This is a genomic window from Desulfosarcina sp. BuS5 (assembly GCF_028752835.1).
Lineage (GTDB): Bacteria > Desulfobacterota > Desulfobacteria > Desulfobacterales > BuS5 > BuS5.
On the sequence record NZ_CP087952.1, the window covers coordinates 1,976,872 to 2,002,803 of the forward strand.

A 25,932-nucleotide genomic window follows, 5' to 3' on the forward strand; every position below is an offset into this window, starting at 1 on the left:
TCTAACTCCATTTAATACTGTTTATTTTAACAGCGGTATATTCCTGCCGATGTCCCTGTGTACGGCGATATCTTTTCCGTCTTTTATACTTAAAAACAATAATTTTTTTGTCCTTACCCTGTTCAACGATATGTCCCTCTACCTCAACATTATCAAGTGCCGGTTTACCTAGTTGATGGTTTTCACCATCCGAAAACAAAAGGACATTGTTGAATATTACCTGGCTGCCGACTTCTCCGTCTATCTTCTCAACCCGCAATATTTCGCCTTCTGCGACTTTGTACTGTTTTCCACCCGAATTTATTATAGCATACATTATGCAGCCTCCTTTATATCCCAAAAGTCTTTCTTTACCCCAAAGTTTTAAACCTGCTATTTCTATTCTATTTGGGAAATTTGTCAAGAATTATTTTCACCATATCTTGGATACAGGCTTGATAATGGTAAAAATTATTTTCTCACCCCATCAATAAAAGCCTCAAATTGCGCATCAAATAACTGGTGATATGATTTTTATTTTTAAGAGTCTTTAAGATTATATGGGTCATCGTGGAGTAGAAAAGAGTGTAGTTCATTGTTAAAACGTTCCGGATTTTCCCAGAATGGTGTATGTCCCGTATCAGCATATATAGATAATTGGGTGTTGGGTATAACTTTAACATGGTGCTCATACATGTTTGAAAGTACAATCGCATCTTCGGCACCGTGGGTTAACAGCACTGGCCTATGCAGCTCCGACAGTATATCGTCATTATCCAGATTGCGCGAAAATAAACTTTTTCGCACGTAAGGTGGGACTATTATGTTATAACCTAACATAAAGTACAAGTCCCCAGGTGAAGGTTTTTTATAAACACAGCTTTCAATCAATTTGTGGAGCGCCGAGGCAGACTCTTCCGTGTCATTTGAGAATAAACCGGAAATGAGGGCAGTGCAACTTGCACCCATAAACGGCATTGCAGGTTTGCCTATTTTTGAAGTTGCTCCCACAAAGTTAATTCCGCTGATTCTTTCTTCTCCGTAAAAGCGAAGGTAATCGCAAATTATGGCGCCGCCGTAAGACCATCCGACAAGAACAGGCTGCTCAAGCTCAAGGGTGTTAATTACGGCGTTAATATCATCCGCCCAAATTTTTGAGTCTCCATATGCATCTCTGGGCTTATCAGAAAGACCATGCCCCCTGATATCCAGAGCAATAAGTCTGAAATTTTTGTTCAGCTTTGAGTTTATCTGCTTTTTCCAGCATAATCTGCATTGTGAATAACCATGAATAAACAGGGCAGGATTACCTGCAGGGTTTCCCGTCTCTTCCGCGTGAAGCAGGATTCCATCACTGCTTTTGATTTTGTATGTTTTCATTGAACTATTCTCCCAACTCTGGCAAGGCGTCATAAATCAAACAGTTTAACATGGATGCTTCCCAATAGTGCCTGAACGAAAACTAAAAACAGATACTATTTCGGATATTTAAACATTATTCAAGAAACGAAGATTTTCGAAAAGCCGTTAGCATTTAGCCGTTAGCTATTGGCTCAAGGAACTATCTGTTTGATTTTAACAGCTAAAAGCTCAAGGCTCAAAAACCTCGATTTGGAAAATATCCTTAATCTACCGGAAATATGACAATTTCAGCTTTTCGTTCAGGCACAGCTATGAATATAAATATATACAAATTTTTTGTCAAAAAATTTGTTTTTAAGGAAGCTTTACCATTTAAGAAAATAATCAAAAAAACTTGACAGTGCGATAAATAATCATTAGGTTAGGCTAACTTTTTTAGTTATTGTTTGAATTGTGAGTAGGGTTTGCAATTATTTTGTCAACAAATAAAAATAGCACTTAAAAGGTTTTTCTAATCATGACTAATATACAATCAGATGGTAAATATATTATTCCTTTACGTATGGCCGGCGCAGGGGTTCGGTTGAGGATAATCTCCTGGCGGCGAGGTAAAGGGTTTACGCAGAAACTCCTGGGGATAGGGTTAAACGTGGGGTCGGAAATCGAAGTTGTTCAGAATGATATGCATTCTCCTGTTTTGATTTTTCACAATGGAACAAAGCTGTTCCTGGGAGGCGGGATGGCACAGAAGATCAATGTGGCATTAATTTAGGTAGTGCCCTCCATAAATGGCTATTTCGCTCGATATCTACGTTGCGCTAAAATTTTAATCCTCAAAATACTCAATGTATTCCTGCGGTTAAAATTTTAGAGCGCCTTGATCTCGAACGAACTATCCTATTTATGGACGGACACTATGGAGAGTATAAGGGAGAATATAATGGTATTGAGTATTGAAGATTTAAAAACCGGTGAAAAGGGAAGGGTGGCAGGCTATATAAAAGGAGCAACGGTTTACCGTGAAAAGCTTCTTGCCATGGGACTGATCAGGGGTACGGAATTTACCGTGGAGAGAGTAGCTCCACTGGGTGATCCTGTTCAGATACAAGTCAGGGGTTTCGGTTTGAGCTTGAGAAAGGACGAGGCCCGGGCAGTAAAGGTGGAAAGGGAGGAGTAATGGGTTATGAGTGATTTTACTATAGGTGTTGTAGGTAATCCTAATTGCGGCAAAACAACTCTGTTTAATGCTCTTACCGGAGCGAAACAGCGGGTTGGAAACTGGCCTGGAGTTACCGTGGACAGAAAGACCGGCAGATACAAGCATGCAGGAAAGGATATTGAGGTTGTAGATCTTCCGGGGATTTATTCTCTTGCGGCATCATCGCTGGATGAAGAGATCGCGCGTGATTACATCCTGAGCCGGGGAGCCGATCTGATAGTAAATATTATTGATGCATCTAATATTGAGCGAAACCTTTATCTTACGGTTCAACTGCTCGAGATGAAAGCGCCCGTCGTTATTGCGTTGAATATGATGGATATAGCGCGAGCTGAAAATATTGAAATCAAAGTTGCCGAACTTGCCGAACAACTGGGATGTCCTGTTGTACCGATGACCATTGTAAAAGGAGCAGGTGTGGAGAAACTTAAATCAACGATTAATGCGGCGGCGGGAAAAAAGGCGGTCTCCCAGGCTGAAATATCATATCCGGGTGAGATAGAAGCGGCTATTAAAGAACTTTTTCCGGTGATACGGAAGACGGCCGAGGATAATAATATGGATTCCCGCTGGGCGGCCGTAAAACTGCTTGAGGGTGATCAGCTTGTTGCCGATGTTATGGGAAGCTCTGCAAATAAGATTGTCGAAAGGCATAATCGGGAAATTGAAGCAAAACTCAGCGATGAGGCCGATATAATGGTGGCCGACGGCAGGTACGGTTTTATAACAGATGTTACAGGCGCTGCTGTTAAAAAACGCAGAAGGGCGGGCAAAACCCTTTCGGATAGAATAGATGCTGTGATTCTTAACCGGGCTTTGGGGATACCGATATTTCTTGCGGCCATGTATCTTATGTTTATGATCACAATCAATCTTGGCGGCGCATTTATAGATTTTTTTGATGTTTTTGCAGGGACTATTTTTGTTGATGGTTTTGCCGGTCTCCTCTCTTCTTTGGGTGTTCCCGATTGGGTGAACGTAATCCTTTCAGGTGGTCTGGGAGGCAGCATCCAGACAATCGCTACCTTTATTCCTCCCATAGGATTCATGTTTCTCTGTCTTTCATTTCTTGAAGATTCGGGATATATGGCGCGTGCGGCTTTTGTAATGGACCGGTTTATGCGTATTATCGGCCTGCCCGGCAAGTCCTTTGTGCCTATGCTGGTAGGTTTCGGCTGCAATGTGCCGGCCATCATGGCAACCAGGACTCTTGAAAATCAGCGTGACCGCACTCTGACTATAATGATGAATCCGTTCATGTCCTGCGGCGCTCGCTTGCCGGTATATGCCCTTTTTGCCGCTGCTTTTTTCCCTGTGGGAGGTCAAAATATGGTTTTTGGCCTGTATCTGATTGGAATTATGTTTGCAGTTATAACCGGGCTGTTACTAAAGAATACACTCCTGAAGGGAGAAATCACACCTTTTGTTATGGAACTTCCTCCTTATCATATGCCGACAATAACAGGGGTTTTTATGCGTGCCTGGGACCGGCTTCAGGCTTTTATATTAAGGGCAAGCAAGGTGCTGATACCTGTAATAGTTATTTTAAGTTTTTTAAACTCCCTCGGAACAGACGGAACTTTCGGGCATAATGATTCCGAAAAATCAGTCCTAAGCACGATAGGAAAAGCTATTACTCCAATCTTCTCTCCTATGGGGATAAGCAACGACAACTGGCCGGCCACCGTCGGCATCTTTACCGGTATCTTTGCCAAAGAAGCGGTTGTCGGTACGCTTGATGCCATGTACACTGAACTTTCCCTACAAGGAACCGGCAGTGAGGCGGAAGAGGAAGAGGCCTTCGATTTCTGGGGAGGCATAAAGGAATCTTTTGTAACAATTCCCGTAAATCTTGCAGGGGTTGCGGGTACTTTGCTTGATCCTTTGGGGATATCCGTCGGCGACGTGAGTAATGTGGAAACTGCGGCTGAGGGTTTGGAAGTCAGCAGGGGCACATTCGGTTCCATGGTCTCTCTTTTCGCAGGAAAAGTCGGAGCCTTTGCTTACCTCCTTTTTATTTTGTTATATTTTCCGTGCGGCGCTGCCGTTGCCGCTGTATATCGGGAAACGAATCTCAAGTGGACTCTGTTTGCCGGTATCTGGACAACTTTTGTGGCTTACATGGCCGCAACGGTTTTTTTTCAGGCAGCAACAATGGGTGCCCATCCAGGTACATCCATAACATGGATTGCAATTATGGCTTGTTTGCTTGTCGGGGTTTTTATTGTTTTAAGGTTGTCAGGCCATAAAGAGGGTGACGTGGCCGTCTCTTCCGCATACGCCGCATTATAAAAACTTAGGAACGAGCCCTTATTTTTTTTGTTGTAATTCCATTACATAGTTATAGCGATCGGCATGAAAATAATTGCTTGTAACCTCAACAGCAACATTATTGGCTACATAGTAAATTTGTTCCAGCTCCAGTACAGGATCACCTTTGTTTATTTCCAGGTACTTGGCCGTGTGTTCATCTGCTTTGGACGCCTTGATTGTACGATGCACCTTGTTTAGTGATATGCTAATCTCTTTTTCAAGAATAGAAAGCAAAATCTCTGAGTTTAGTCGTTTGCCTTTGAAATGATAAGCATGTTCGCTATAGAAATTCATAATAAAATAACATACAGGTAATTCATTTTGATACCTTGTGCCACGCAAGCAAAATATTTTTTGGCCTTCTTGCAAACCAAGGGTATTCATGAGTTGTATAGAAGGGGAAACCAGCCCTCTATAATGAATTTTTTTTTCAAGTTTTGCATAACTGGAAGCATCTATAAGGCTTCCGGTTGTATTAAAAAAATGCACAACTCTTTTATGTTTCTCCTGTTGGTTTATGAATGTGCCTTTGCCGGGAATTCTTGTTATAAGTCCCTCATTTAACAGCGCTGCAAAGGCCTGCCGAACCGTTGTCCGGCTTACATTGTATTCTTTGCATATGACACTTTCTGTAGGCAAGGCTTTATCAGGAGCGATTTTGCCTGATAAGATTTTTTTTCTTAAAATCTGCTGTAATTGAAAATATAGTGGTATGTGATTTCTGTTTAACTTCATCATTTTTTTTGTTTAAACAGTGCTTAGAGTTCGCGCTTTCGCGGGCATGATAAGCGTTTATTTTCTTTCGCCATTCCTTCGAAAGAGTGAAATTATATGCAGTTACCCCTGTTGATGATATGTTGCATTGCAGACTTCGTAATTTTCAGTGTCGGCTGTTTTAGTTTAAAAACGTATCGGCCGCACAAAAGCACTCTTGCCAGCATACTGGGCGGTGCTGCCTAAATCCGCTTCAATACGCATTAACTGGTTATACTTTTCAACCCGTTCGCCCCGGGCAGGAGCGCCGGTCTTCAGATGGCCCGTATCAAGAGCAACGGTCATATCCGCAATAAAGCTGTCTGTGGTTTCACCACTGCGGTGCGAAACACAAGCTCCCCAGCCTGCCCGCCGGCACATCTTTACTGCTTCAATGGTTTCTGTCAAAGTCCCGATTTGGTTGAGCTTGATCAGGGCTGCGTTTGCAGAGTTCTCGTGAATGCCGCGGGCTATATATTCTACGTTCGTGACAAAGATGTCGTCCCCGACCAGTTCAATTTTATCTCCGATACGGGCATTCAGAATTTTCCATCCATCCCAATCATTTTCGGCCAGGCCGTCTTCTATCAGGCAGATCGGATAGGCGTTAACTAATTTTTCGTAGTAATCCACCATTTCCTCGGAAGAGCAGGTGCGGTTTTCAGTGTGCAGGAGGTAATGGCCATCCTTGAAGAACTCACTTGAGGCAGGGTCCATAGCAATACCGACATCAGCTCCAGGCCTGAAGCCGGCCTTTTCAATGCCCTTAACAATAAATTCCAGAGGCTCATCATTAGAAGATACCTTGGGCGCAAATCCTCCTTCGTCTCCAATACTTACCATTTGACCGGCGTCCATCAGAACCGAGCGCAAGGCATGGTATACCTCGCTGGCCCACCTGAGCGCTTCCCGAAAGCTGCCGGCACCATAAGGACATATCATAAATTCCTGGAAATCAGAACCTTGCCAGCGGGCATGAGCGCCACCATTCATAATATTCAGCAAAGGAACCGGCAAGCGGACAGCGGCTGCTCCGCCGAGATACATGTAAAGAGGAAGGCCCGATGCCATGGCCGCTGCTCTGAATACGGCCAGAGATGTCCCCAGAATGGCATTGGCGCCGAGGTTGGACTTGTGGGCTGTTCCGTCAAGATCGATAAGCATTTTATCGATAACCCCTTGAAGACGGGCATCCTGGCCTTTTAGTGTATCATTGATAATGCCGTTCACGTGTCCTACTGCCTTGAGTACGCCCTTACCCCCAAAACGTTTAGGGTCTCCATCGCGCAGTTCCAGTGCTTCACGGGTACCGGTCGATGCTCCGGAAGGTACCCCAGCCCTGGCCGTGATCCCGCAGGCCAGGGTCACTTCTACTTCAACAGTGGGATTACCACGACTGTCTATAATTTCCCGGGCCATTACGTTTGTGATTTTTTTGTTTTTTCCATTTATCATTTTTTATTCTCCTCAAAAATACAAATTGGCTTCAGGCTAAACAAAAATTAGTATCAATCATTAAAAGTAAGGTCAATATAAAAAATATAGAGAATGTTGAGACACCATTATTTCTGCAGCGCTCTGAAATGTTATAGATTGTCAGATAATAACCTGATTTTAAAATTTGGCACAAGGCCAGAGGGAGGAAGGCGTATTGGAATACTCCGACGACCGATAACGCAGTGAAATTATTTATGTGACAATCTATAGAAAATCGGATTAAAAGTGCAACCCCGTTAGCGCACCAGCACAAGTCTGACATCCATTACATTTGTATTTGTAGGACCGGTCATGAGGAGGTCTTTGGTCTTATTCAAAAAGTGATACGCGTCGTTTCTGTCCAGGAATCTTTCTGCCGGCATACCTGCGTTCTTTCCGCGTGTTACAGTTAAAGGATCTACCATAGCGCCTGCTGCATCTGTTGGGCCGTCATTACCGTCTGTGCCGCCGCTAAGCAATACAACTCGAGGCGGAAGCTCTATAAGATCCAGGGCTGAGGCCAGGCAGAATTCCTGGTTTCTTCCTCCCAGACCATCACCCCGTATGGTTACAGTGGTCTCACCTCCTGAGATAATGCATGCCGGTGGAGGAATCGGACGGCCGGTTTTCAGAATTTCTTTGGCTATAGCAGTGTGAACCCGTGCTATTTCTTTTGTTTCTCCTTCCACCATAGAGGAAAGGATAAGGGTTCTATACCCGAGTTTTTTCGCCATGGCGCTTGCCGCTTCCAAGGCTAATATGTTGCTTCCAACGATATAAGTCAAGACCCGGTCGAATATCTTGTCATTCTCTTTCGGTGTTTCGGGAATTTGCCCTTCCAGGCCCAGCTTGATGTGGTCATGGATAGCAGCTGGAATCCCCTTGAGGTCATACTTTTTGAAGATTCCCCAGGCATCCTTGAAAGTGGAAGTATCCGGTACAAATGGTCCTGAGGCAATTACGTCCATTTTGTCTCCCACTACATCCGAGAGCATCAAGTTTACTATGGAGGCCGGAAAAGCTGCTCTTGCCATCTGTCCGCCTTTAGAGGAAGAGATGTGCTTTCTTATAGCATTTATTTCGTCAATACAGGCCCCGCAGGCCAGTAAATCCCGGGTTATTTTTTGCTTTTCCGATAGAGTGATATTCCTTGCAGGCTGAGGGAGCAGGGCCGAACCTCCACCGGATATAAGTGAAAAAATCAGGTCTTTTTCGTTTGCACGGCGTAAGAAATCAAGAATTTTTTCGGTTCCTTTTACTCCGTTTTTATCCGGCACAGGATGGCCGCTCTCTATGATCCCGGTAAACGCAAGCTTTTCGGTAAAGCCGTATTTGACGTTAATCAGCCCTTTCCGGATTTTTTTTCCAAACAGCTCTTCAATGCCCCTGGCCATAGGGGCGGCGGCCTTGCCGGCGCCAACGAGCGCGATACGATCGAATTCAGCCAGGTCAAGTTCGGCTTCAGGCCTTCCTTCCATTCCGATCAACAGCCGGTCTCCTTCAATGTGTATAAAACGTTTTACCGCCTTGTATGGGTCCACAGCCATAAGAGAGTTCCGAAATATCTCCCTTGCGTCGGAACGTATGGCGTTTAATTCTTTGTTCTGCGTGTTCATTTTAAAGCGTTTTTTTGTCTCCAGGTGCCCCGTGTGTTTACGTTTTAAATCAAAACAGCGGCCTGCCGGTCATTTCTGGCGGTTGATTGATTCTCAGTATTTTAAGCATAGTCGGCGCCAGATCACAAAGCTTGCCGTCCTTTATCAGTTCAACATCGCCGGCACCGCAAAGAATAACAGGAACCGGATTGGTTGTATGAGCGGTCATGGGAGAGCCGTCATCCAACAGCATACACTCGCCATTGCCGTGGTCGGCAGTAATAATAACCGCGCCTCCTTTTGCAAGCACAGCCCCATGGACAGATCCGACACACTCATCAACAACCTCCCCGGCCTTTACGGCCGCATTAAAGACTCCGGTATGCCCCACCATATCGGCATTTGCAAAATTGCAGATAATTACATCATATTTATCAGCTTTAATAGCTTCCAGGATCTTGTCTCTTATCAAATAGGCGCTCATTTCCGGTTGCAGATCGTAGGTTGCCACTTTAGGAGAAGGCACCATGATCCTGTCTTCACCTTCAAAAGGGGTTTCAGTCGAGTCGTTAAAAAAAAAGGTTACGTGTGCATATTTTTCGGTCTCGGCGCATCGTAGCTGTTTAAGACCGTGATCACTTAAAACCTTGCCGAGGATATTTTTATGATTTACCGGAGGAAAGGCTGTTTCAAATTCTCCGTTATCATAGTAATCTGTAAAACCTATATATTTAATATCGAGTCTATCTCTTTTAAAACCGCCAAAATGGGTATCAGTAAAAGCATGGGTAATTTCTCTGGCCCGGTCGAGTCTGAAGTTGAAGTTGATTACCGCATCGCCGTCCTTGATTCCCGGAAATCCTTTGATAATTTTCGGCTTGATAAATTCGTCGGTCTCAGCAGCAGCATAAGCCTGTTCAAGGGCCGTGTGCCGGTCCCGGCATACACTCCCTTCAAGCTTTGTAAGGCCGTCGTACGCGATTTTAATTCTATCCCAGTTCATATCACGGTCCATGGCGTAGTATCTTCCGGTAATAGTGCCGATTTTGCCCAGGCCGGCCTTTTTGATCCCTTCCTCCAGCCCTGCAATATATTCTGCTGCGGATTTGGGTGGAGTATCCCGTCCGTCTGAAAAGATATGCACATAAACGTCATAAAAATCCATTTTACTGCAGAGCATGAGGAGTGCATTGCAGTGACTGGTCACTGCATGAACGCCCTGGTCTTGTATAAGGCCCATAAGGTGAAGGTTTGATCCGTTTTTTTTGCAATGATCAACAGCGCCTTTGAGGACTTTGTTTTCGTAAAAGCTCCCGTTCTCAATGTCGCTGTTAATACGCACAAGCATCTGCTTCATTATTCTGCCGGAGCCTATATTAAGATGGCCGACTTCGGAATTACCCTGATTACCTTCAGGCAGCCCGACATTAAGGCCATCTGCTCTTAAAAGAGCATTAGGATACCTTGAAAAAAAATAATCAAGATTGGGCGTGTCGGCTTTTGCCAAAGCATTTTTTGCATCAGCAGGGGCAATGCCCCAGCCATCCATTATTATCAAGCAGACCGGTCTCTTTGTTTTCATTACAGTTCCTTATACTTAAAATCTATAGACTTTAAGATCTCATCTCCTTAAATGTGTTTATCAACCCGTTTGTTGAAGAATCATGAGAAACGCTTGGGCTTTTCTCCGTCAATTCCGGCAATATTTTTTTTGCCAACTGCTTGCCAAGTTCAACGCCCCACTGGTCAAAGCTGAATATGTTCCAGATAACCCCTTGAACAAAAATTTTATGTTCATACAGAGCGATCAGGCTTCCAAGAACCCTGGGGGTCAATTTTTTGAACAGGATAGAATTTGTCGGCCGGTTGCCCTCAAAAACTTTATATGGCAACAGGCGTTGAATTTCATCCTCGCTTTTGCCGTTTGTTTTTAATTCGTCGACAACTTCCTGCTCTGTTTTTCCGTTTAAAAGAGCTTCAGTTTGAGCGAAAAAATTCGACAGCAGTATATTATGATGCTCACCAATCGGATTATGACTGATCGCGGGCGCCAGGAAATCGGCAGGGATCAGTTTTGTACCCTGATGGATTAATTGATAAAAGGCGTGCTGCCCATTGGTACCAGGTTCTCCCCAGATAATCGATCCTGTCTGATATTCGGTCTTTTGGCCGTTCCGGTCTGCCGACTTACCGTTACTTTCCATATTTCCCTGCTGGAAGTAAGCCGGAAAGCGGTGCATGTATTGATCATAGGGCAGGATAACTTCGCTCTGGGCGTCTAGGAAGTTATTATACCAGATCCCTATTAAAGCCAGAATCACCGGGATATTCTCTTCAAATGGGGCTTCAGTAAAATGCCGATCCATCTCAAACGCGCCCTGTAACAATTCTGCAAAATTTTCGTAGCCGATATAACAGGCGATTGAAAGACCGATTGCGGACCAGAGAGAGTAGCGGCCACCAACCCAGTCCCAGAACCTGAACATATTGTTTTTATCAATTCCAAAGGCTTCGACTTTTTTTGCGTTGGTGGAAATTGCCACAAAATGCCCGGCTATATGTGTTGAATCTTTGGCGGAGGCTAAAAACCAGTCCCTGGCGGAGAAGGCATTGGTCATTGTTTCCTGTGTGGTAAAAGTCTTTGAAGCAATCATAAAAAGAGTAGTGGCAGGATCGAGTCTTTTCAGGGTTTCCGTAATATGGGTTCCATCAATATTCGACACAAAATGAACAGACAGGCCTTTTTTGGCATACGGTTTCAGAGACTCCGTAACCATTACCGGCCCCAGATCCGAACCGCCGATTCCGATATTTACGATATCGGTAACCTTTTTGCCGGTGAAACCCTTCCATTCACCGGAAATGATTCTATTCGAGAAGTCCTTCATCTTTTCCAGAACCGCATTTACTTCCAGCATGACGTCCCGGCCGTCAACATAAATGGGGGCGTTTTCCCTGTTCCTTAATGCGACGTGCAGTACCGGCCTGTTTTCCGTCTCATTTATCCTGTCTCCGGAAAACATTTTGTCGATGGAGTCTTTAAGACCGGTTTTATGGGCTAATCCAAGCAACAGTTCCAGTGTTTCCCCGATTATGATATTTTTAGAGTAATCAACAAGAATATCATTAAATCTGATGGAAAATTTTTTGAATCTTTCCGGATCTTTCGCAAAGAGATCTTTCATGTGAATATGCTTAATTATTTCGGAATGATCTTCAAGCTTTTTCCAGCTGTTTGTTTTTGAAGGATTAATCTTAACCAGCACGTCAGAACCTCCATTTTTGTCAAAAAGAAAGTTAAGGATTAAGTTCTCAATAATTACGGATCATAGCGAATTATTGTGGAAATTCTATTTCTTGAGCATATACTAATTAAACTTATGCCATCAGGTATTAGGTATTAGCTGTTAGCTGTTAGCTTTTGGCGTTACCTAACAGCTAAAAGCTAAGTGCTAATAGCTGTTCATCATGGATTACCACACTAATCCGTGATAAACCATAATTACCGCGGAAATAGATAAATCAACGTAAGATGCGCTCTGTATGTCAGAAGAGTAGAGAACCTTCCGGATAGAGCTTGTCATCTATGCTTTATTTTATAGGGTTTAGAGGGTGTGATATTAAAAAAGAGTTGGCGGAAGTGCATGGGAATCGAACCCACCCGAGACGGTTCTAGCGCCTCACACCGGATTTGAAGTCCGGGAGCCCCACCAGTGAGCTGTGCACTTCCAGAAAACCAGAATCCCTTTCCCAGAATGCCTTCCTTAGTCCTATCCTTTGGATTATCAAGTCCGGCAAGCTGCAAACATCTAATCTTAGTGCCTGAGAACTCTTTTTTCAAGAAAAAAATATAAAACTTGCTTTTTTATATAAAAACATGATTCAAATATAGTTATGTGTCAAGAAAATAAATATAGATTTTCAGATTAGATACGTTCGATTTCAAACCGGATATATGAGGATCCATCTATGATAAAAAAGTCCTGGATAAACAGGCCCGGGATAAATAGATCCAGACTGACTGAAACATTTATGAGGCTTGTTCGAATTGACAGTATTTCAAAAGAAGAAGGCGCAATTTCAGATGAAATTATCAAAATCCTGAAGGGCCTTGGCGCAGAGACAACCATAGACGGCACGGGTGACAAAATTGGCGGTGAAACAGGAAATATTGTTGCCAAATTACAGGGAAATTTGGGTGTGCCAGCTATTCTGTTGAGCGCTCACATGGATACGGTGGAACCGGGCAGAGGTGTCAGGCCGGTTTTTAAAGACGGCCTGTTTCGCAGTGACGGGACTACAATTCTGGGAGCCGATGACAAAAGTGCGCTGGCCATTATTTTAGAAGTCATGAATATAATAAAAGAGAGAAGTCTCCCATGCGGTCCTGTAGAATTGGTAATTACCGTTTGTGAGGAGATAGGGCTTTTAGGCGCAAAGAATCTGGATTTTAGTCTGCTCTCCGCAAAATTTGGTTATGTTCTCGATTCCACAGAGACCTTTGGTATTGTAACGCGCGCTCCGGCTGTAAACAGGTTTGAATTTAAAATCCACGGCAAGGATGCCCATGCCGGGGCGTCTCCTGAAAAAGGTATCAATGCAATCCAGCTTGCAGGTAAGGCGATTTCAAAAATTCATACCGGCCGTATCGATGATGAAACCACCTGCAATATAGGAATGATAAAAGGCGGTGTTGCGACAAATATTGTCCCGAATTTTGTAACAGTTAAAGGTGAAGTGCGGAGTCATAACGAAAAAAAGCTGGATGACCTGACATCTGAAATAGTATCCTGTTTTAAAGATGTAATTGAGGAATATAAAAATGAATCCGGGGAGGATGCTTTACCTGCGCTGGAAGTATTGATAAAGAATGATTTTCCGTTACTTAAAATCCCGGATGACCATATGATGATATCACTGGCATGTACTGCGGCAGAAAATCTTGGTAAAAAGATGTTAACAAAAACAACGGGCGGAGGTTCAGATGCCAATATTTTTTTTAAAAAAGGGCTGATCACCGGTGTGCTGGGAACCGGCATGAGCGATGTTCATACTGTGCGTGAGAATATTCTGCTCGATGACATGGTTGATGCAGCAGATCTTTTACTGGAAATTATCAAACTTCATTCAGAAGCAGGGGCGGTGGGTTAATGCTTGCATATTTTGACTGTTTTTCCGGAATAAGCGGTGATATGACCCTGGGAGCATTGATAGCGCTTGGAGTTCAGGTTGACTGGCTTAAAGACAATTTACATTCCATGCCTTTGGACAGGTTCGATCTATCTGTTACGGATATAGCGCGCAACGGAATTAGCGCTAAAAGTGTATCCGTGCATCTTGTGGATGAAAGTGAATCAAGAAATTATTCCCAAATAAAATCCCTGATTGAGCAAAGCCCTTTTTCTGACAATGTAAAGGTTAACAGCCTTGAGATATTCAAGAGAATAGCAAGAGCTGAATCCAGGATACATAATACTCCTCTATCTAAGGTGCATTTTCATGAGTTAGGCGGCGTTGATGCACTTGTGGATATTGTAGGCGCCGTCCTTTGTCTTGAGTATCTTGATATTACCGATGTGATTTCTTCCCATCTGCCCATGGGAACAGGTTTCACCGTATGCCGGCACGGGAAAATACCTCTGCCGGCGCCTGCAACCGTCCAGATTCTTAAAGGAGTTCCTGTTTACGGGAAAGATATACCCTTTGAACTTTTAACGCCCACAGGCGCTGCCATAATAGCGGTTCTGGCATCTTCTTTCGGGCCTGTACCGAAAATGCAAATAATTGATACCGGGTATGGCGCCGGGCGGCGCGACCTTGAAGCACAGCCTAATCTGTTAAGGGTTATGAAGGGAACAAGGGAAAAAGAATACGACAAAGATGAAGTTATCGTGGTGGAAACTTCCATCGATGATATGAACCCGGAAATTTTCGGATTTTTAATTGACCGTCTTTTTGAAGACGGCGCTCTGGATGTTTTATTAATGCCTGTTTTTATGAAAAAAAACAGGCCAGGTACAATGGTGAAGGCTTTATGCGAAAAACATAATTTACAAACAATTATCGGCAGGATTTTATCAGAAACCACCTCCACGGGTGTGAGGCACTATGAGGTTAAAAGAGCCAAACTTGAACGTAAAACGGTTACCATTAAAACAAGCTTGGGTAATGTTCAGGCAAAAGTTATAACTCATCCCGACGGCACTGAACGGATAGCGCCGGAATATGAGGCCTGCAAAAAGATTGCTCTTGAAAAAAATATCCCCGTAAGGATCGTTTACGATACAGTTATGGCAGAACTATCACCGGGAACAATCCCTTGACAAACAAAAGACCTGATTATAAAAGCGAAACATGAATTTTAAAGAGAGGGTTGTCTTGTTCGTTGCAAGCGGATGTTGTGCAGGATATATTCCTTTTGCCCCGGGTACCATGGGGTCGATTGCCGCTCTTCCCCTCCCTTTTTTTTTGTCCGGGATAAACCTGTATTATACTGTGCCGCTGATATTGATTTTTATTATTTTTTCCGTTGTTATAGCGGATCATGCTGAAAAAATAATAAAAAAAAAAGACCCCGGCCTTATAGTTATCGATGAAATCGCGGGTATAATTATAACATTTGCCGGTATTCCCCTTAATGTGTGGACAGTTATCGCCGGTTTTTTGATTTTCAGATTATTTGATATTTTTAAACCGTTTCCGATTCGTTTGATAGAAAAAAAAATTCCCGGAGGAGCGGGCATTGTTTTGGATGATGTAGCGGCCGGCATCTTGTCCAACATAGTATTAAGAATCGGCATGTTTATAGTGTTACAATACAGCACCCGGTAATTTTTATCCACCAATCATACGATCCTGTTAAAAGCGAGGTATATTATCAACTTGAATTCAAAAGAAAAAGACAACCCGAAAAAAAAAATAGATAAAACAGGGAAGATAAAAAAAAAGAGCCGCCTTAGAGAAAATGTTGAAGCAATTATTGTCGCTATTATCCTGGCGTTGTTTATTAGAACCTTTATTGTTCAGGCTTTTAAAATTCCTTCCGGATCCATGAAGGATACACTTCTTATAGGCGATCATATCCTGGTAAACAAATTTATTTACGGCGTGAAAATCCCATTTATGGAAAAAACGATTATACCATTCAAAAACCCGGAACATGACGATATAGTTGTTTTTAAGTTTCCTCTGGATCCTGAAAAGGACTTTATAAAAAGAGTAGTAGGGGTTGAGGGAGATGTAGTAGAATGCCATGATAAAAAAGTCTATGTAAACGGAAAGCTTCAAAATCATGACTTTGTCAGGCATAAGGATTCGAATATTATTCCAGGAATTTTAAGTAAAAGAGATAATTTCGGACCGGTAACTATACCTTCTGATTCAATTTTTGTAATGGGTGACAACAGGGACAACAGCTATGACGGGCGATTTTGGGGTTTTGTTAACCTTAAAGCTGTCAAAGGCAAGGCTTTTATCATTTACTGGTCATGGGATAAGGAAAATTTTGGAGTGCGCTGGGGGCGGATAGGGGATATACTTCGGTAGGGGGGCGGCCTTGAGGAGCGCTTCGCTTGAGGGTGGTTTTAGGGAATGTTGGATGATTATGGAATTTAACAGAAAAGATATTCTTGATATGGAGTCCCTTTCCGCAGATGAAATCAATATGATTCTCGATACTGCGGTGAGTATGAAGGAGATTTCGGGAAGGTCTATCAAGAAGGTTCCCACATTAAGAGGAAAGACGGTTATACTTTTTTTTTACGAACCAAGCACCCGAACACGTGCATCTTTTGATATTGCCGCCAAGAGATTGAGCGCAGACTCAATATCATTGACAGGCAGTTCCAGCAGCATTGTCAAGGGAGAGACCCTTATTGATACGGCAAGGAATCTGGAAGCTATGAAGCCTGATATAATAATTCTGCGGCATGCATGTGCAGGAGCGTCCCATCTGCTGGCAGGACGGCTGAAATCAGCCGTGATTAATGCCGGTGACGGGATGCATGCTCATCCCACCCAATCACTTCTGGATCTCTTCACTGTAAGGGAAAAAAAAGGATCCATAAAAGGTCTGCGCATTGCTATTCTAGGAGATATTTCCCATAGCCGGGTTGCAAGATCGGACTGCATAGGGTTTACAAAACTCGGAGCAGAGGTGGTTTTGTTCGGACCTCCGACCATGATTCCGAAGGGAATAGAAACATTGGGAGTATCTGTTGCCGAAAACATTGAAGATGCTATTTGCGGCGCTGATGTCGTAATGATGCTGAGGATCCAGAAAGAGAGACAAAAGAGTTTTCTCTTCCCTACAGAACGGGAATATTCAAAAGTTTTCGGACTAACAAGAGAAAAATTGAAAAACGTAAAAGATGATATTCTCATCATGCACCCCGGGCCTGTAAACCGCGGCCTGGAACTTGCTTCCGATGTAATGGACGGACCTTATTCCGTTATTCTGGATCAGGTGACAAACGGAGTTGCGGTGCGGATGGCTATTTTGTACCTTGTTGCCGGAGGTGTGCGCAATGCTGATACTGATTAAAGGCGGAAGGGTAATCGATCCGGGCCGCCTGGACGGAATAAATGATATTCTCATAAAAGATGGAAAAATAGCAGAAATATCAAGTGAAGGTTCCACTGCATTCGGGTCGGAATTAAAGGAAATCAATGCTACCGGTAAAATAGTGACGCCCGGATTAATAGACATGCACGTGCATCTCAGGGAACCCGGGCAGGAATATAAAGAGACCATTAAAACCGGATGCGCCGCCGCCGCGCGGGGTGGGTTTACCGCTGTCTGCCCTATGCCGAACACAAATCCTGTCAATGACAACCGGCAGGTAACCGAATATATAATGGGGAAAGCAGCCCTGGAAGGTAAAATTCATGTCTATCCTGTCGGCGCAATCAGTAAAGGACTTGAAGGGAGCGCCTTATCCGAATATGGCGAATTAAAGGATGCAGGCGTTGTTGCCCTTTCCGATGACGGACTGCCGGTGATGAACAGCATGCTGATGCGGCGGGCAATGGAATATGCCGGAGGATTCGGCCTTCCGATTATATCACATTGTGAAGATCTTGATCTTGCCGCAGGCGGTGCCATGAACGAAGGCGAGGTAGCCACCAGCATGGGCCTGCCCGGCATTCCTAATGCATCCGAAAGTATAATGGTGATGAGAGATATCGCAATTTGCGAGTTAACCGGAACCCCACTGCATATTGCCCATGTGAGCACCAAAGAATCAGTCCACGCAATCAGGGATGCCAAAGCAAGAGGGATTCCGGTTACGGCCGAAACCGCTCCCCATTATTTTACCCTAACCCATGATGCCGTAAAGAATTATAATACATCCGCAAAAATGAATCCCCCCCTCCGCGCGGCAGCAGACCGCGAGGCTGTCCGTCAGGGACTGGCCGACGGCACCATAGATGTAATCGCAACCGACCATGCCCCCCATGCTGCCTATGAAAAAGATGTGGAATTCGAACTTGCCGCCAACGGAATTGCCGGCCTTGAAACCTCTCTCCCCTTATCTTTGCAGCTTGTCGAAGACGGCCTGCTATCCCTGACTGATTTAATAGATAGGATGTCAAAAGCTCCCGCCCGCATCCTTGGAATCGACAACAGCCTGAAGCCGGGAGCCCCCGCCGACATTACCATCATTAATCTGGAAAAATCATACATAATTGATGCCCCAAGCTTCGCATCGCTCGGGAAAAATACCCCCTTTGACGGCCTGCAGGTAAAGGGAAAGGCGGTGGTTACAATTGTCGGCGGTGAAATAGTATGGAAGGGGAGGGGGGAGCGCTCCTCAAGGCCGCAGGCCGCTCCGAAAAAGGTGCTTTATGTTAACCCGAAACAATAATATCAAACATACCAAACAACAGCAATCCGGCCGCAAACCACACATCCTGGTAGTTGACGACGAACTGAGTATGCGTGAATTTTTGGAAATCATGCTTAGCCGGGACGGGTATGAGGTCACTACTGCCGGAACAGGCCGTGAAGCCGTCGCCCTGTTGAAAAACAAAAAATTCGATCTTCTGCTTTGTGATATAAGGCTGGGTGACATTTCCGGCCTTGAGGTTCTGAAGGCGTGCAAAGAAAAAAATCACAGCACCGTTGTAATAATGATTTCCGCCTATGCCTCTACAGAAACAGCGGTGGAAGCCATGAATACAGGCGCCTACGATTATTTACCCAAGCCTTTTGACAATAATGAGTTAAGGCAGGCCATAGCAAAGGCCCTTGACCTGAAGACAGTTGAGCATGAAAAAAAATTTCTGGACCAGGAACTGAAAAAAAATCTGCATTTCGGAATCCTGGTGGGAAACAGCTCCAGGATGATGCATATATACGATATGATCAGACAGGTGGCCGCAACCAGGACCAATATAATGATATCCGGTGAAAGCGGAACCGGGAAAGAGCTTGTAGCCAAAGCCATACACGGAGAGAGCAACCGCAATGAAAAGCCTTTTGTCACCATTAATTGCGGCGGCATTTCGGAAAACCTTATTGAGAGTGAACTCTTCGGGCATAAAAAAGGTTCCTTTACCGGGGCGACATACGATAAACAAGGCCTTTTTGAGCTTGCGGACAAGGGAACCCTCTTCCTTGACGAAATAGGCGAACTGACCCTGCAGCTCCAGGTTAAACTTCTCCGGGCGGTGCAGGAAAAAACCTTCAGGGCGGTAGGCGGAACTAGTGATATATCATCCGATATAAGGATAATTTCAGCCACCAACCGGAAACTCGAAGACGAGGTTATTGAAGGACGTTTTAGAGAGGATCTTTTCTACAGGCTGAATGTTATCGAAATCAAGATGCCGCCACTGAGAGAAAGAAAGAGCGATCTGCGTATCCTGGCCCAGCATTTTCTCGAAAAATTTGCAAAAGAGGCAGGTAAAAAAATTTCAAAAATCTCATCCTATGCCATCGACCTGTTGAATAAATATGATTTCCCTGGAAATGTCCGTGAACTTGAAAACCTGATGGAGCGCAGCGTGGCGCTCTCCAGCACCAACATACTCCTGCCCGACAACCTTGCCCTGTCGATACATAAAAACAGATGGATAGAAGGTGTACAAGGAAAGCGCTTCGACCTTGATGAAGTGGAGAACGGGGTTTCCCTGGATAATATTATGGAAGAGATAGAGCGGGCCTACCTGAAAAAAGCCATGAGCTGCGCTGGAAACAGCAAAAATAAAGCCGCCGGCCTCCTCGGAATCAACCTCCGATCAATGCGCTACCGTTGTGACAAGCTGGGGGTTTAGTGGAACTGGAAGGAAATAATCTACGCATATCGTGCAGAAAGGCTGTTGTACGGCATTTATAAATATTGGAGGAGATATGAAAAAACTGCCGATCGGTATCCAGACCTTTTTGCAAATCATAGAAGAGGATTATTGTTATGTTGATAAAACAGAGTTTATAGCTGATCTGATTAAGAGCGATAAATACTACTTTCTTTCCCGTCCCCGCCGTTTTGGAAAGTCCCTTCTGGTCAGCACATTGAAAGCCGCCTTTTCCGGTCAAAAAAAACTCTTTACCGGCCTGTATCTTGAAAAAAATCATGACTGGAGCATTCAGTACCCGGTTATTCATATCAGTTTGGGAAGGGGCGTTATCAATCAGCGTGAAATCCTGGATATGACTATCCATTCCATTCTCAGGGAAAATGCATCTGACTACGGCGTCACGCTTGCAGAAACCCTGCCTCATCTTGCATTCTGCGAATTAATTCAAAAACTTGCCAAAAAATACGGCCACCGGGTGGTTGTGCTTGTTGATGAATATGACAAGCCGATTCTGGATAATATCGATCACCCGGATATCGCCATCGAGATGCGGGAAGGTTTGAAAAATTTTTATACAATAATCAAAGATAGCGATGAGTATATTAAATTCGCATTTCTGACCGGGGTAAGCAAATTCAGCAAGGTCAACCTCTTCAGCGGTTTGAATAATCTTAAAGATATTACCCTGGATAAGCGGTATGCAACTATCTGCGGTTATACTGAAGAAGATATAAAGCAGGTTTTTTTCGAATACCTGGATGGTGTAGATTTTGGAATGCTGCGGGAATGGTATAATGGTTATAATTTCCTCGGCGAAAAAGTATATAATCCCTATGATATTTTGCTTTATTTAGACAGTGGTTTATTCAAAAACTACTGGTTTGAAACCGGCAGCCCCGCATTTCTGATCAAGCTGATCCAGGAGCGCCAATATTCCGTCCCCCGGCTTGACAATATAGTGGCGAGTGAAGTCCTGCTCTCCAGTTTTGACGTAAATGAGATGGCAATAGAAACCCTGCTTTTCCAGACAGGTTATTTAACCATCCGTGAAGTAAAACAGCAGGGAGCTCGCATACTTTACCGGCTGACCTATCCCAACCTGGAAGTCAGGATGAGCCTGGGGGAAAGTTTGCTGAACCATTTCACCAATTTTCCGATACAAAAAGAAGAGAATCTCTCAGCAGTTTATGAAGCCCTTGAAAAAGCGGATATAGATTCATTGCGGTCCATTTTCCACGCTTTTTTTGCATCGATTCCCCACGACTGGTACCGCAAAAACAGACTGGCTGGTTACGAAGGATATTACGCCTCAATTTTTTACTGCTACTTTACCGCTTTGGGACTTGATGTGATTGCCGAAGATACCACCAGCCATGGACGGATCGACCTGACGGTCAGGATGGGCAGCCGGGTTTACATTATTGAATTTAAAGTAACCGGCAAAAAAAATGATTCCCCGAATGCCTTAAAGCAGATCAAGGAAAAAGTTTATCATGATAAATATCGGCAAAAGGGTATTGACATTTACCTGATTGGTGTTGAATTTGAAAAAGTAGAAAGAAACATCATCAATTTTGAATGGGAAAAGATTGTATAACTTCAAAATAAGAATTTACGGCAATCCTGATGAACATCAGCAATTCTAACCGGGCATCCATCAGCGCCGATCCATCAATCACCACCGTAGGGGCGGAGCCCCATCATCCATATACGCCAAAAATGATACAGGGGCAGAAATGGATTCTGCCCCTACGCCTTTTTATAGTATATTGTAACAAATATGGAAGAGTATTTTATTTGAGTTATCCACCCTCCGGATTAAAAATTTCATTCAAATTGATATTTATATCAAAAACAGTGAGTTTCAATGTTTCATCCCAATTCAAAATTTCAGGAATCCCGTATTTCTTATCAACCAGGCTGTATCGTTCAATGTATTTGCTTTCAGGAAATACCAGGATGTATTCTTTAACACCAAAAATTTCATAAAGCCTTTTTTTCTCTCTCTTGTCCTTAACTTCAGTGGATGGAGATATGACTTCAATGATCAAGTCCGGTGCTCCCTGAATATTGGCGTCTGTAATTTTGTTTTGATCGCAAACGATAAAAACATCCGGTTGAACCACGTTAAAGTCATCAAAAACAACATCTGTAGGCGCTATTCCGGTGTAGCATGGATTATTGGAAGCTGTTTTTAGTTGTATATAAAAATTACCTGTAATAGTTTGGTGTTTTATTTTGGGAGCAGGACTCATATTGTATGATAGACCCTTAATTAATTCCCAGCGTTCATCCTCGGGCCAGGTGAGATAATCCCTGTATGTATATTTTGAGTCTTTTTTGATTGAAAGCGACATGATTTTTTATTCCCCAATAAAAAAGTCTATAGAGTTTATTCTGCGGCCTCCCAGTCTGTTTTGGATGGTATTTTTTTCAATTTCATGCCATCCTGTGCGCTCTTTAAGAATTTGAAAAGAATTTGAAGTCAAACAGATTTTTATCCGAACCTCATTTCAAAAGCAGCCACTTTATGTTTTTTTCTTATCATAAACCATCCTTTTATTGCTGGCAACAAGAGAACAGGCTTAAAGCCACTGTAGATGAACAAGAACAGTTTATCCTTAATCTTGCTACAGGAGATATTACACGTAAATCATTTATTAAGTAGTTAAAATATAATCTAATTCAAATATTAAACGGATAAATATGATTATAAGTATACCGGCTTCTGCCTGAGAGAGAGGGAATTAATTTTCTTGACAGAACCGGATTAAATATCTAACGATAAATAAAATTAAATAAATGTTTCCTTTTATAAGGTTTTGACATGTCTGACGAAGAAATTGAAAAAGGTTTAACTCTTGATAAAAAAACCATTGAAGTTTTAGTGGCCCAGGTTATTCCTACATCAAAATATTTTGAAGTCCGGTTTGATCATATGCAGGATCAGATTAATGGATTAAGATATGATCTTAAAGAGTTTAAAGGCGATGTAGGGAAGCGTTTTGATTCAATGAACGCTGATATGAATCAGAGATTTGAACGAGTCGATCAGCGTTTTGATTCAATGAAAGCTGATATGGATCAGAGATTTGAACGAGTCGATCAGCGTTTTGATTCAATGAAAGCTGATATGGATCAGCGGTTTGCACAAGCAGATAAGAGATCTGAACAGATAATCGCCTCCATTGACCGGTTAACGGATAAACTTGATCACCGGGATGAAAAACAAAGGTCTTTTACCTTGCGGATGTTTACTATTTCCATCAGCATTTCGGTTGCAGGCGTGCTGGGTGTTTTTTTGAAAATATTCGGGGTTTTTTAATTTTCTCTGTAGGGGCGAACACAAGGTTCGCCCCTACAATCGCATTCCATAAAAAAAGGTTTTTGCCCTTAAACCTCTACAGGTTCAGTCAGAAGTTTAATACCCTGCAAAATTTGAAAAAAACGATCCTTTGATAAAGTTCCAATTTTTTCGGATAAATCGCTCTTGTTCACTGTGAAAAGTTGAGAAATATTCACAACACTTTTTTTAGGCAGGTTGGCTTCACCTTTTTTTAATGTCACGTTACCAGGCGCACCGGCTCTTTTAAGATTGGATGTTAGAGTACAAATTACAACCGTGTTTATTCGGCTGTGATTAAAGAGATTGTTTTGAATAACGACGTGGGGATGACGATAGCCGGGTTCTGATCCATTTGGTGGGGTAAAGTCTATCCAAAAGATATCACCCTGGTTGATTACCATTGATCCTTCACCATTTTATAATGATTTGAACGCATCATATTAACTATTGGTTCAGATTCAGGTAAATCTTTGTAAGCCTCATTAAGCAATTTAAGAAGCTCAATATTATTGTGGCGCTGAATGAATTCCCGGGCAGCCATCGCAAACAGGCGGCTTCTTGAAACCTTTAAATTTTTTGCAAGAACATCCATCTGTTCAAAAACAGGTTGTTCAATTGATATCGCTGTCTTTACCTGTGGCATTTTATGCACCTCATATGTTATACTATTAATATAACTATTGGTATGCTATGCGTCAATATAAAACCAACAGATTATGAAATAACCATCGCAATAGCTGTAGAGACAAGGCATGCGTTGTCTCTACAGCCCGCCTGCGCAACCATATGTATTGACGGTATCATTACGATAAATATATATTTTCACTATTTTGTTCGGCTGGCAAGCCATTTATCCAGAGCTCAGATTCACTTAAATCAATCTCATCTGACCAGATAACACCATATCCATGTTTGTCGGTTTTTACAGAGCTGAATAAAGCATCATTTAAAAGCGGCCTGAAAGTTTCTTCTTTTAACAATAAAGAACAATCATAGATTTTTTTAGTATTATTAGCAAATGTGACAAAAAGCCTTTTTCCTGACAATGGCTCAACGCGTTTTATTCTTGGATAGTTTTTCATAATTTTTCCATTATTCCAATCCCGGAAACCTCTTAAATTTTTGTGTTTTCCATAATTCCATTAAATCCTTCTGGTACATCATAGCCCATTCCCTTACCATTTTTTGAGCCCTGTTCGATAAATCACCCTCAACCATTTCAAGCGATTCAATTTCAAAAACCCCGTTGTATTCGCCATAAAGGGCGTGGAAATGCGGTACGCCGTGTTCTCTAAAATACATTTTTATCAAAATCCCATAAAACCTTGCTATAACAGGCATAATACATGTTTTCCTTTCATTTTTCAATCAAAGCCCAATAGATGGATTTTTAACAATTTTTAAAATCCGGCGGTTTTTATCGTAATTTTTTTCCTGTGGTAGAGACAAGGCATGCCTTGTCTCTACAGCCCGCCTGTGCAACCATAAGTATTGACGGTATCATTACGATAAATATATATTTTATTTTTAAAATTTCAAAAACTTTTTTATTGCGCTATAATAAAAAATTACCAAATCTTGTCACCCAAACACCAAATTTTGTTAAACAGCAATTTTTTGACTACCCGGATATGCACAACATCCCCGGACGGTGACCGCTATCAAACTAAAATCAAGCATAAATATAAATAGTTACAGATTAATCCAACACCAGATAAAAAAGTGGCACACCCATTGCATCACCCCTTTCTGATTGAAAATATTTTTCCAAAACTTATCGCAGAGAAAAAAGGAGGTGATCACACACCATTGCAGGGAAAACTCTCTTGCAACAAAACAACGCAACAACATGTTTTTTTCTTAACAGCAAACAGGCAAAAAAGGGGATTTAAAATGATTAAAAAACTAAGAAACGATGCAAAAGGTTTTACACTTATCGAACTTATGATCGTTATCGCCATTATCGGTATCCTGGCGGCTATTGCCATCCCTCAATTTATGAGTTACAGGATTAGGGCGAATAATACCTCGGCGGCTGCGTTAAACAAGGTTATTACCAGTTCTGAAGCCGCCCTGAATTCCGATATAGCTGCATATGGTAAAACTGTTGCGGCTACAACATTGACAAATGCTGGCGGTGGTGGAGGAAATGGAACGTTGCAAACTGGTCCTTTGGTTGCTGCTACAGCTATTAATGGTGGTGGCTTGATTACTGGCTCAGGGCCAACTGGCGCTGTCAGCGCGGTAGGTTTTTCAGTGCCAAATGGTTGCATGGCACGGGTTGATGCTGATGCAAATAATCTAACTTACTGTATTTATACTCAAAGTACTGGCGGAAACAGAACATATGGATCAGAAGCCGAACTTAATGATGTAATGTATTTTGCTCAAGATCCTAACTGGAGAAACGCTAGCGCAATTAGTGGTAATCGAGTAGGCCCAACTGCTGAATCTGTCGGGGATGACGGAGCAGATCCCGGTTTGGATTTTACAGGCGTAGATGACGATGGAAATACCGTAGAAAATGTGGACTCAGGTTCAAGTCAAGGTGATGGTTGTTATCATTTAGTAATGTAGAATAAAAAATG

At 42.9% G+C, this 25,932-nt stretch carries 26 protein-coding genes and 1 tRNA gene; 14 read left to right on the top strand and 13 right to left on the bottom strand.

What is annotated here, in order from left to right; genetic code table 11:
• Position 1: 1 nt before the first annotated feature.
• Together rplU and BuS5_RS09720 are read right to left on the bottom strand one after the other, a co-directional pair.
• Positions 2–316 (bottom strand): 50S ribosomal protein L21, encoded by a 315-nt coding sequence (gene rplU, locus BuS5_RS09715; protein WP_027353713.1) that lies wholly within the window; start codon positions 314–316, stop codon positions 2–4.
• Between the two features lie 203 nt (positions 317–519).
• Positions 520–1,359 carry an alpha/beta fold hydrolase gene (locus BuS5_RS09720; protein WP_051374725.1) on the bottom strand — a complete coding sequence of 280 codons (840 nt, stop codon included), beginning with the start codon at positions 1,357–1,359 and terminating at the stop codon, positions 520–522.
• Between the two features lie 499 nt (positions 1,360–1,858).
• Between BuS5_RS09720 and BuS5_RS09725 the strand changes: the two genes are divergently transcribed.
• The 3 genes from BuS5_RS09725 to feoB all read left to right on the top strand — a co-directional run bounded on the left by BuS5_RS09725 (position 1,859) and on the right by feoB (position 4,852).
• A complete protein-coding gene (locus BuS5_RS09725) occupies positions 1,859–2,113 on the top strand; it encodes a FeoA family protein (protein WP_051374726.1) in 255 nt (84 codons plus the stop codon).
• Positions 2,114–2,257: 144 nt separating this feature from the next.
• Positions 2,258–2,518, top strand: a complete 261-nt coding sequence (locus BuS5_RS09730; protein ID WP_232223036.1) for a FeoA family protein — start codon at positions 2,258–2,260, stop codon at positions 2,516–2,518.
• A gap of 6 nt (positions 2,519–2,524) precedes the next feature.
• Positions 2,525–4,852, top strand: a complete 2,328-nt coding sequence (gene feoB, locus BuS5_RS09735; RefSeq protein ID WP_051374727.1) for a Fe(2+) transporter permease subunit FeoB — start codon at positions 2,525–2,527, stop codon at positions 4,850–4,852.
• Between the two features lie 18 nt (positions 4,853–4,870).
• On the opposite strand, the gene BuS5_RS09740 is transcribed toward feoB, so the two are convergent.
• The 6 genes from BuS5_RS09740 to BuS5_RS09765 all read right to left on the bottom strand — a co-directional run bounded on the left by BuS5_RS09740 (position 4,871) and on the right by BuS5_RS09765 (position 12,427).
• Positions 4,871–5,611, bottom strand: coding sequence for a GntR family transcriptional regulator (locus tag BuS5_RS09740; RefSeq protein WP_084445865.1), 741 nt, complete (start codon positions 5,609–5,611; stop codon positions 4,871–4,873).
• 162 nt (positions 5,612–5,773) lie between these two features.
• Positions 5,774–7,081, bottom strand: a complete 1,308-nt coding sequence (eno, locus tag BuS5_RS09745) for a phosphopyruvate hydratase (protein ID WP_027353717.1) — start codon at positions 7,079–7,081, stop codon at positions 5,774–5,776.
• A 278-nt stretch (positions 7,082–7,359) separates the two neighbouring features.
• Complete coding sequence (locus tag BuS5_RS09750; protein WP_027353718.1) at positions 7,360–8,718, bottom strand: glycerate kinase type-2 family protein; 1,359 nt, start codon at positions 8,716–8,718, stop codon at positions 7,360–7,362.
• A 49-nt stretch (positions 8,719–8,767) separates the two neighbouring features.
• Positions 8,768–10,279 (bottom strand): 2,3-bisphosphoglycerate-independent phosphoglycerate mutase, encoded by a 1,512-nt coding sequence (gene gpmI / locus BuS5_RS09755; RefSeq protein ID WP_027353719.1) that lies wholly within the window; start codon positions 10,277–10,279, stop codon positions 8,768–8,770.
• 31 nt (positions 10,280–10,310) lie between these two features.
• Positions 10,311–11,963, bottom strand: a complete 1,653-nt coding sequence (gene pgi / locus BuS5_RS09760; protein WP_027353720.1) for a glucose-6-phosphate isomerase — start codon at positions 11,961–11,963, stop codon at positions 10,311–10,313.
• A gap of 366 nt (positions 11,964–12,329) precedes the next feature.
• A tRNA-Sec gene (locus tag BuS5_RS09765) sits at positions 12,330–12,427 on the bottom strand.
• 239 nt (positions 12,428–12,666) lie between these two features.
• Here BuS5_RS09765 and BuS5_RS09770 point away from each other — a divergent pair.
• The 8 genes from BuS5_RS09770 to BuS5_RS09805 all read left to right on the top strand — a co-directional run bounded on the left by BuS5_RS09770 (position 12,667) and on the right by BuS5_RS09805 (position 21,595).
• Entirely contained in the window at positions 12,667–13,848 is a 1,182-nt protein-coding gene (locus tag BuS5_RS09770) for a M20/M25/M40 family metallo-hydrolase (RefSeq protein ID WP_035265187.1), read from the top strand.
• Entirely contained in the window at positions 13,848–15,020 is a 1,173-nt protein-coding gene (gene larC / locus BuS5_RS09775; protein ID WP_027353722.1) for a nickel pincer cofactor biosynthesis protein LarC, read from the top strand. The genes BuS5_RS09770 and larC overlap by 1 nt, the downstream gene beginning before the upstream one ends.
• Positions 15,021–15,051: 31 nt before the next feature.
• Positions 15,052–15,528, top strand: a complete 477-nt coding sequence (locus BuS5_RS09780; RefSeq protein WP_027353723.1) for a phosphatidylglycerophosphatase A family protein — start codon at positions 15,052–15,054, stop codon at positions 15,526–15,528.
• Positions 15,529–15,579: 51 nt separating this feature from the next.
• Positions 15,580–16,242 carry a signal peptidase I gene (gene lepB / locus BuS5_RS09785; protein WP_035265190.1) on the top strand — a complete coding sequence of 221 codons (663 nt, stop codon included), beginning with the start codon at positions 15,580–15,582 and terminating at the stop codon, positions 16,240–16,242.
• Positions 16,243–16,300: 58 nt separating this feature from the next.
• Positions 16,301–17,239 carry an aspartate carbamoyltransferase catalytic subunit gene (locus BuS5_RS09790; protein ID WP_027353725.1) on the top strand — a complete coding sequence of 313 codons (939 nt, stop codon included), beginning with the start codon at positions 16,301–16,303 and terminating at the stop codon, positions 17,237–17,239.
• Positions 17,223–18,563, top strand: a complete 1,341-nt coding sequence (locus tag BuS5_RS09795) for a dihydroorotase (RefSeq protein ID WP_084445868.1) — start codon at positions 17,223–17,225, stop codon at positions 18,561–18,563. The genes BuS5_RS09790 and BuS5_RS09795 overlap by 17 nt, the downstream gene beginning before the upstream one ends.
• Complete coding sequence (locus BuS5_RS09800; RefSeq protein ID WP_084445872.1) at positions 18,544–19,974, top strand: sigma-54-dependent transcriptional regulator; 1,431 nt, start codon at positions 18,544–18,546, stop codon at positions 19,972–19,974. Before BuS5_RS09795 ends, BuS5_RS09800 begins: the two co-directional genes overlap by 20 nt.
• Positions 19,975–20,050: 76 nt before the next feature.
• Positions 20,051–21,595, top strand: a complete 1,545-nt coding sequence (locus BuS5_RS09805; protein ID WP_027353727.1) for an ATP-binding protein — start codon at positions 20,051–20,053, stop codon at positions 21,593–21,595.
• A 205-nt stretch (positions 21,596–21,800) separates the two neighbouring features.
• Here the strand turns inward: BuS5_RS09805 and BuS5_RS09810 are convergent, their stop codons facing one another.
• Entirely contained in the window at positions 21,801–22,355 is a 555-nt protein-coding gene (locus tag BuS5_RS09810) for a Uma2 family endonuclease (RefSeq protein WP_027353728.1), read from the bottom strand.
• Positions 22,356–22,508: 153 nt separating this feature from the next.
• Between BuS5_RS09810 and BuS5_RS20450 the strand changes: the two genes are divergently transcribed.
• Together BuS5_RS20450 and BuS5_RS09820 are read left to right on the top strand one after the other, a co-directional pair.
• Positions 22,509–22,598 carry a Fic family protein gene (locus tag BuS5_RS20450; RefSeq protein WP_084445884.1) on the top strand — a complete coding sequence of 30 codons (90 nt, stop codon included), beginning with the start codon at positions 22,509–22,511 and terminating at the stop codon, positions 22,596–22,598.
• 227 nt (positions 22,599–22,825) lie between these two features.
• Positions 22,826–23,323 (top strand): hypothetical protein, encoded by a 498-nt coding sequence (locus BuS5_RS09820; RefSeq protein ID WP_051374728.1) that lies wholly within the window; start codon positions 22,826–22,828, stop codon positions 23,321–23,323.
• A 68-nt stretch (positions 23,324–23,391) separates the two neighbouring features.
• On the opposite strand, the gene BuS5_RS09825 is transcribed toward BuS5_RS09820, so the two are convergent.
• From BuS5_RS09825 to BuS5_RS09840, 4 genes are all read right to left on the bottom strand, one after another.
• Positions 23,392–23,745 carry a type II toxin-antitoxin system PemK/MazF family toxin gene (locus BuS5_RS09825; protein ID WP_027353729.1) on the bottom strand — a complete coding sequence of 118 codons (354 nt, stop codon included), beginning with the start codon at positions 23,743–23,745 and terminating at the stop codon, positions 23,392–23,394.
• Positions 23,739–23,987 (bottom strand): hypothetical protein, encoded by a 249-nt coding sequence (locus BuS5_RS09830; protein WP_027353730.1) that lies wholly within the window; start codon positions 23,985–23,987, stop codon positions 23,739–23,741. Before BuS5_RS09830 ends, BuS5_RS09825 begins: the two co-directional genes overlap by 7 nt.
• Positions 23,988–24,147: 160 nt before the next feature.
• On the bottom strand, positions 24,148–24,426 hold the full coding sequence (locus BuS5_RS09835; RefSeq protein ID WP_027353731.1) for a DUF2442 domain-containing protein: 279 nt from the start codon (positions 24,424–24,426) through the stop codon (positions 24,148–24,150).
• A gap of 10 nt (positions 24,427–24,436) precedes the next feature.
• Complete coding sequence (locus BuS5_RS09840) at positions 24,437–24,685, bottom strand: DUF4160 domain-containing protein (protein WP_027353732.1); 249 nt, start codon at positions 24,683–24,685, stop codon at positions 24,437–24,439.
• 381 nt (positions 24,686–25,066) lie between these two features.
• Here BuS5_RS09840 and BuS5_RS20245 point away from each other — a divergent pair, with 381 nt between their 5' ends.
• Positions 25,067–25,921, top strand: coding sequence for a prepilin-type N-terminal cleavage/methylation domain-containing protein (locus BuS5_RS20245; protein ID WP_304412912.1), 855 nt, complete (start codon positions 25,067–25,069; stop codon positions 25,919–25,921).
• Positions 25,922–25,932: the final 11 nt, after the last annotated feature.

Bases quoted from the DNA above. Each gene is read 5' to 3' on its own strand.
- BuS5_RS09730 (WP_232223036.1), top strand. From the start codon at position 2,258: ATGGAGAGTATAAGGGAGAATATAATGGTATTGAGTATTGAAGATTTA.
- gpmI (WP_027353719.1), bottom strand. From the start codon at position 10,279: ATGAAAACAAAGAGACCGGTCTGCTTGATAATAATGGATGGCTGGGGC.
- BuS5_RS09810 (WP_027353728.1), bottom strand. From the start codon at position 22,355: ATGTCGCTTTCAATCAAAAAAGACTCAAAATATACATACAGGGATTAT.
- larC (WP_027353722.1), top strand. From the start codon at position 13,848: ATGCTTGCATATTTTGACTGTTTTTCCGGAATAAGCGGTGATATGACC.
- rplU (WP_027353713.1), bottom strand. From the start codon at position 316: ATGTATGCTATAATAAATTCGGGTGGAAAACAGTACAAAGTCGCAGAA.
- BuS5_RS09805 (WP_027353727.1), top strand. From the start codon at position 20,051: ATGAAAAAACTGCCGATCGGTATCCAGACCTTTTTGCAAATCATAGAA.
- BuS5_RS09740 (WP_084445865.1), bottom strand. From the start codon at position 5,611: ATGATGAAGTTAAACAGAAATCACATACCACTATATTTTCAATTACAG.
- BuS5_RS09825 (WP_027353729.1), bottom strand. From the start codon at position 23,745: ATGGTAATCAACCAGGGTGATATCTTTTGGATAGACTTTACCCCACCA.
- BuS5_RS09790 (WP_027353725.1), top strand. From the start codon at position 16,301: ATGGAATTTAACAGAAAAGATATTCTTGATATGGAGTCCCTTTCCGCA.
- eno (WP_027353717.1), bottom strand. From the start codon at position 7,081: ATGATAAATGGAAAAAACAAAAAAATCACAAACGTAATGGCCCGGGAA.
- BuS5_RS09720 (WP_051374725.1), bottom strand. From the start codon at position 1,359: ATGAAAACATACAAAATCAAAAGCAGTGATGGAATCCTGCTTCACGCG.
- BuS5_RS09770 (WP_035265187.1), top strand. From the start codon at position 12,667: ATGATAAAAAAGTCCTGGATAAACAGGCCCGGGATAAATAGATCCAGA.
- BuS5_RS09750 (WP_027353718.1), bottom strand. From the start codon at position 8,718: ATGAACACGCAGAACAAAGAATTAAACGCCATACGTTCCGACGCAAGG.
- BuS5_RS09835 (WP_027353731.1), bottom strand. From the start codon at position 24,426: ATGAAAAACTATCCAAGAATAAAACGCGTTGAGCCATTGTCAGGAAAA.
- feoB (WP_051374727.1), top strand. From the start codon at position 2,525: ATGAGTGATTTTACTATAGGTGTTGTAGGTAATCCTAATTGCGGCAAA.
- BuS5_RS09780 (WP_027353723.1), top strand. From the start codon at position 15,052: ATGAATTTTAAAGAGAGGGTTGTCTTGTTCGTTGCAAGCGGATGTTGT.
- BuS5_RS09820 (WP_051374728.1), top strand. From the start codon at position 22,826: ATGTCTGACGAAGAAATTGAAAAAGGTTTAACTCTTGATAAAAAAACC.
- BuS5_RS09725 (WP_051374726.1), top strand. From the start codon at position 1,859: ATGACTAATATACAATCAGATGGTAAATATATTATTCCTTTACGTATG.
- BuS5_RS09840 (WP_027353732.1), bottom strand. From the start codon at position 24,685: ATGCCTGTTATAGCAAGGTTTTATGGGATTTTGATAAAAATGTATTTT.
- BuS5_RS09830 (WP_027353730.1), bottom strand. From the start codon at position 23,987: ATGCCACAGGTAAAGACAGCGATATCAATTGAACAACCTGTTTTTGAA.
- BuS5_RS09795 (WP_084445868.1), top strand. From the start codon at position 17,223: ATGCTGATACTGATTAAAGGCGGAAGGGTAATCGATCCGGGCCGCCTG.
- BuS5_RS09800 (WP_084445872.1), top strand. From the start codon at position 18,544: ATGTTAACCCGAAACAATAATATCAAACATACCAAACAACAGCAATCC.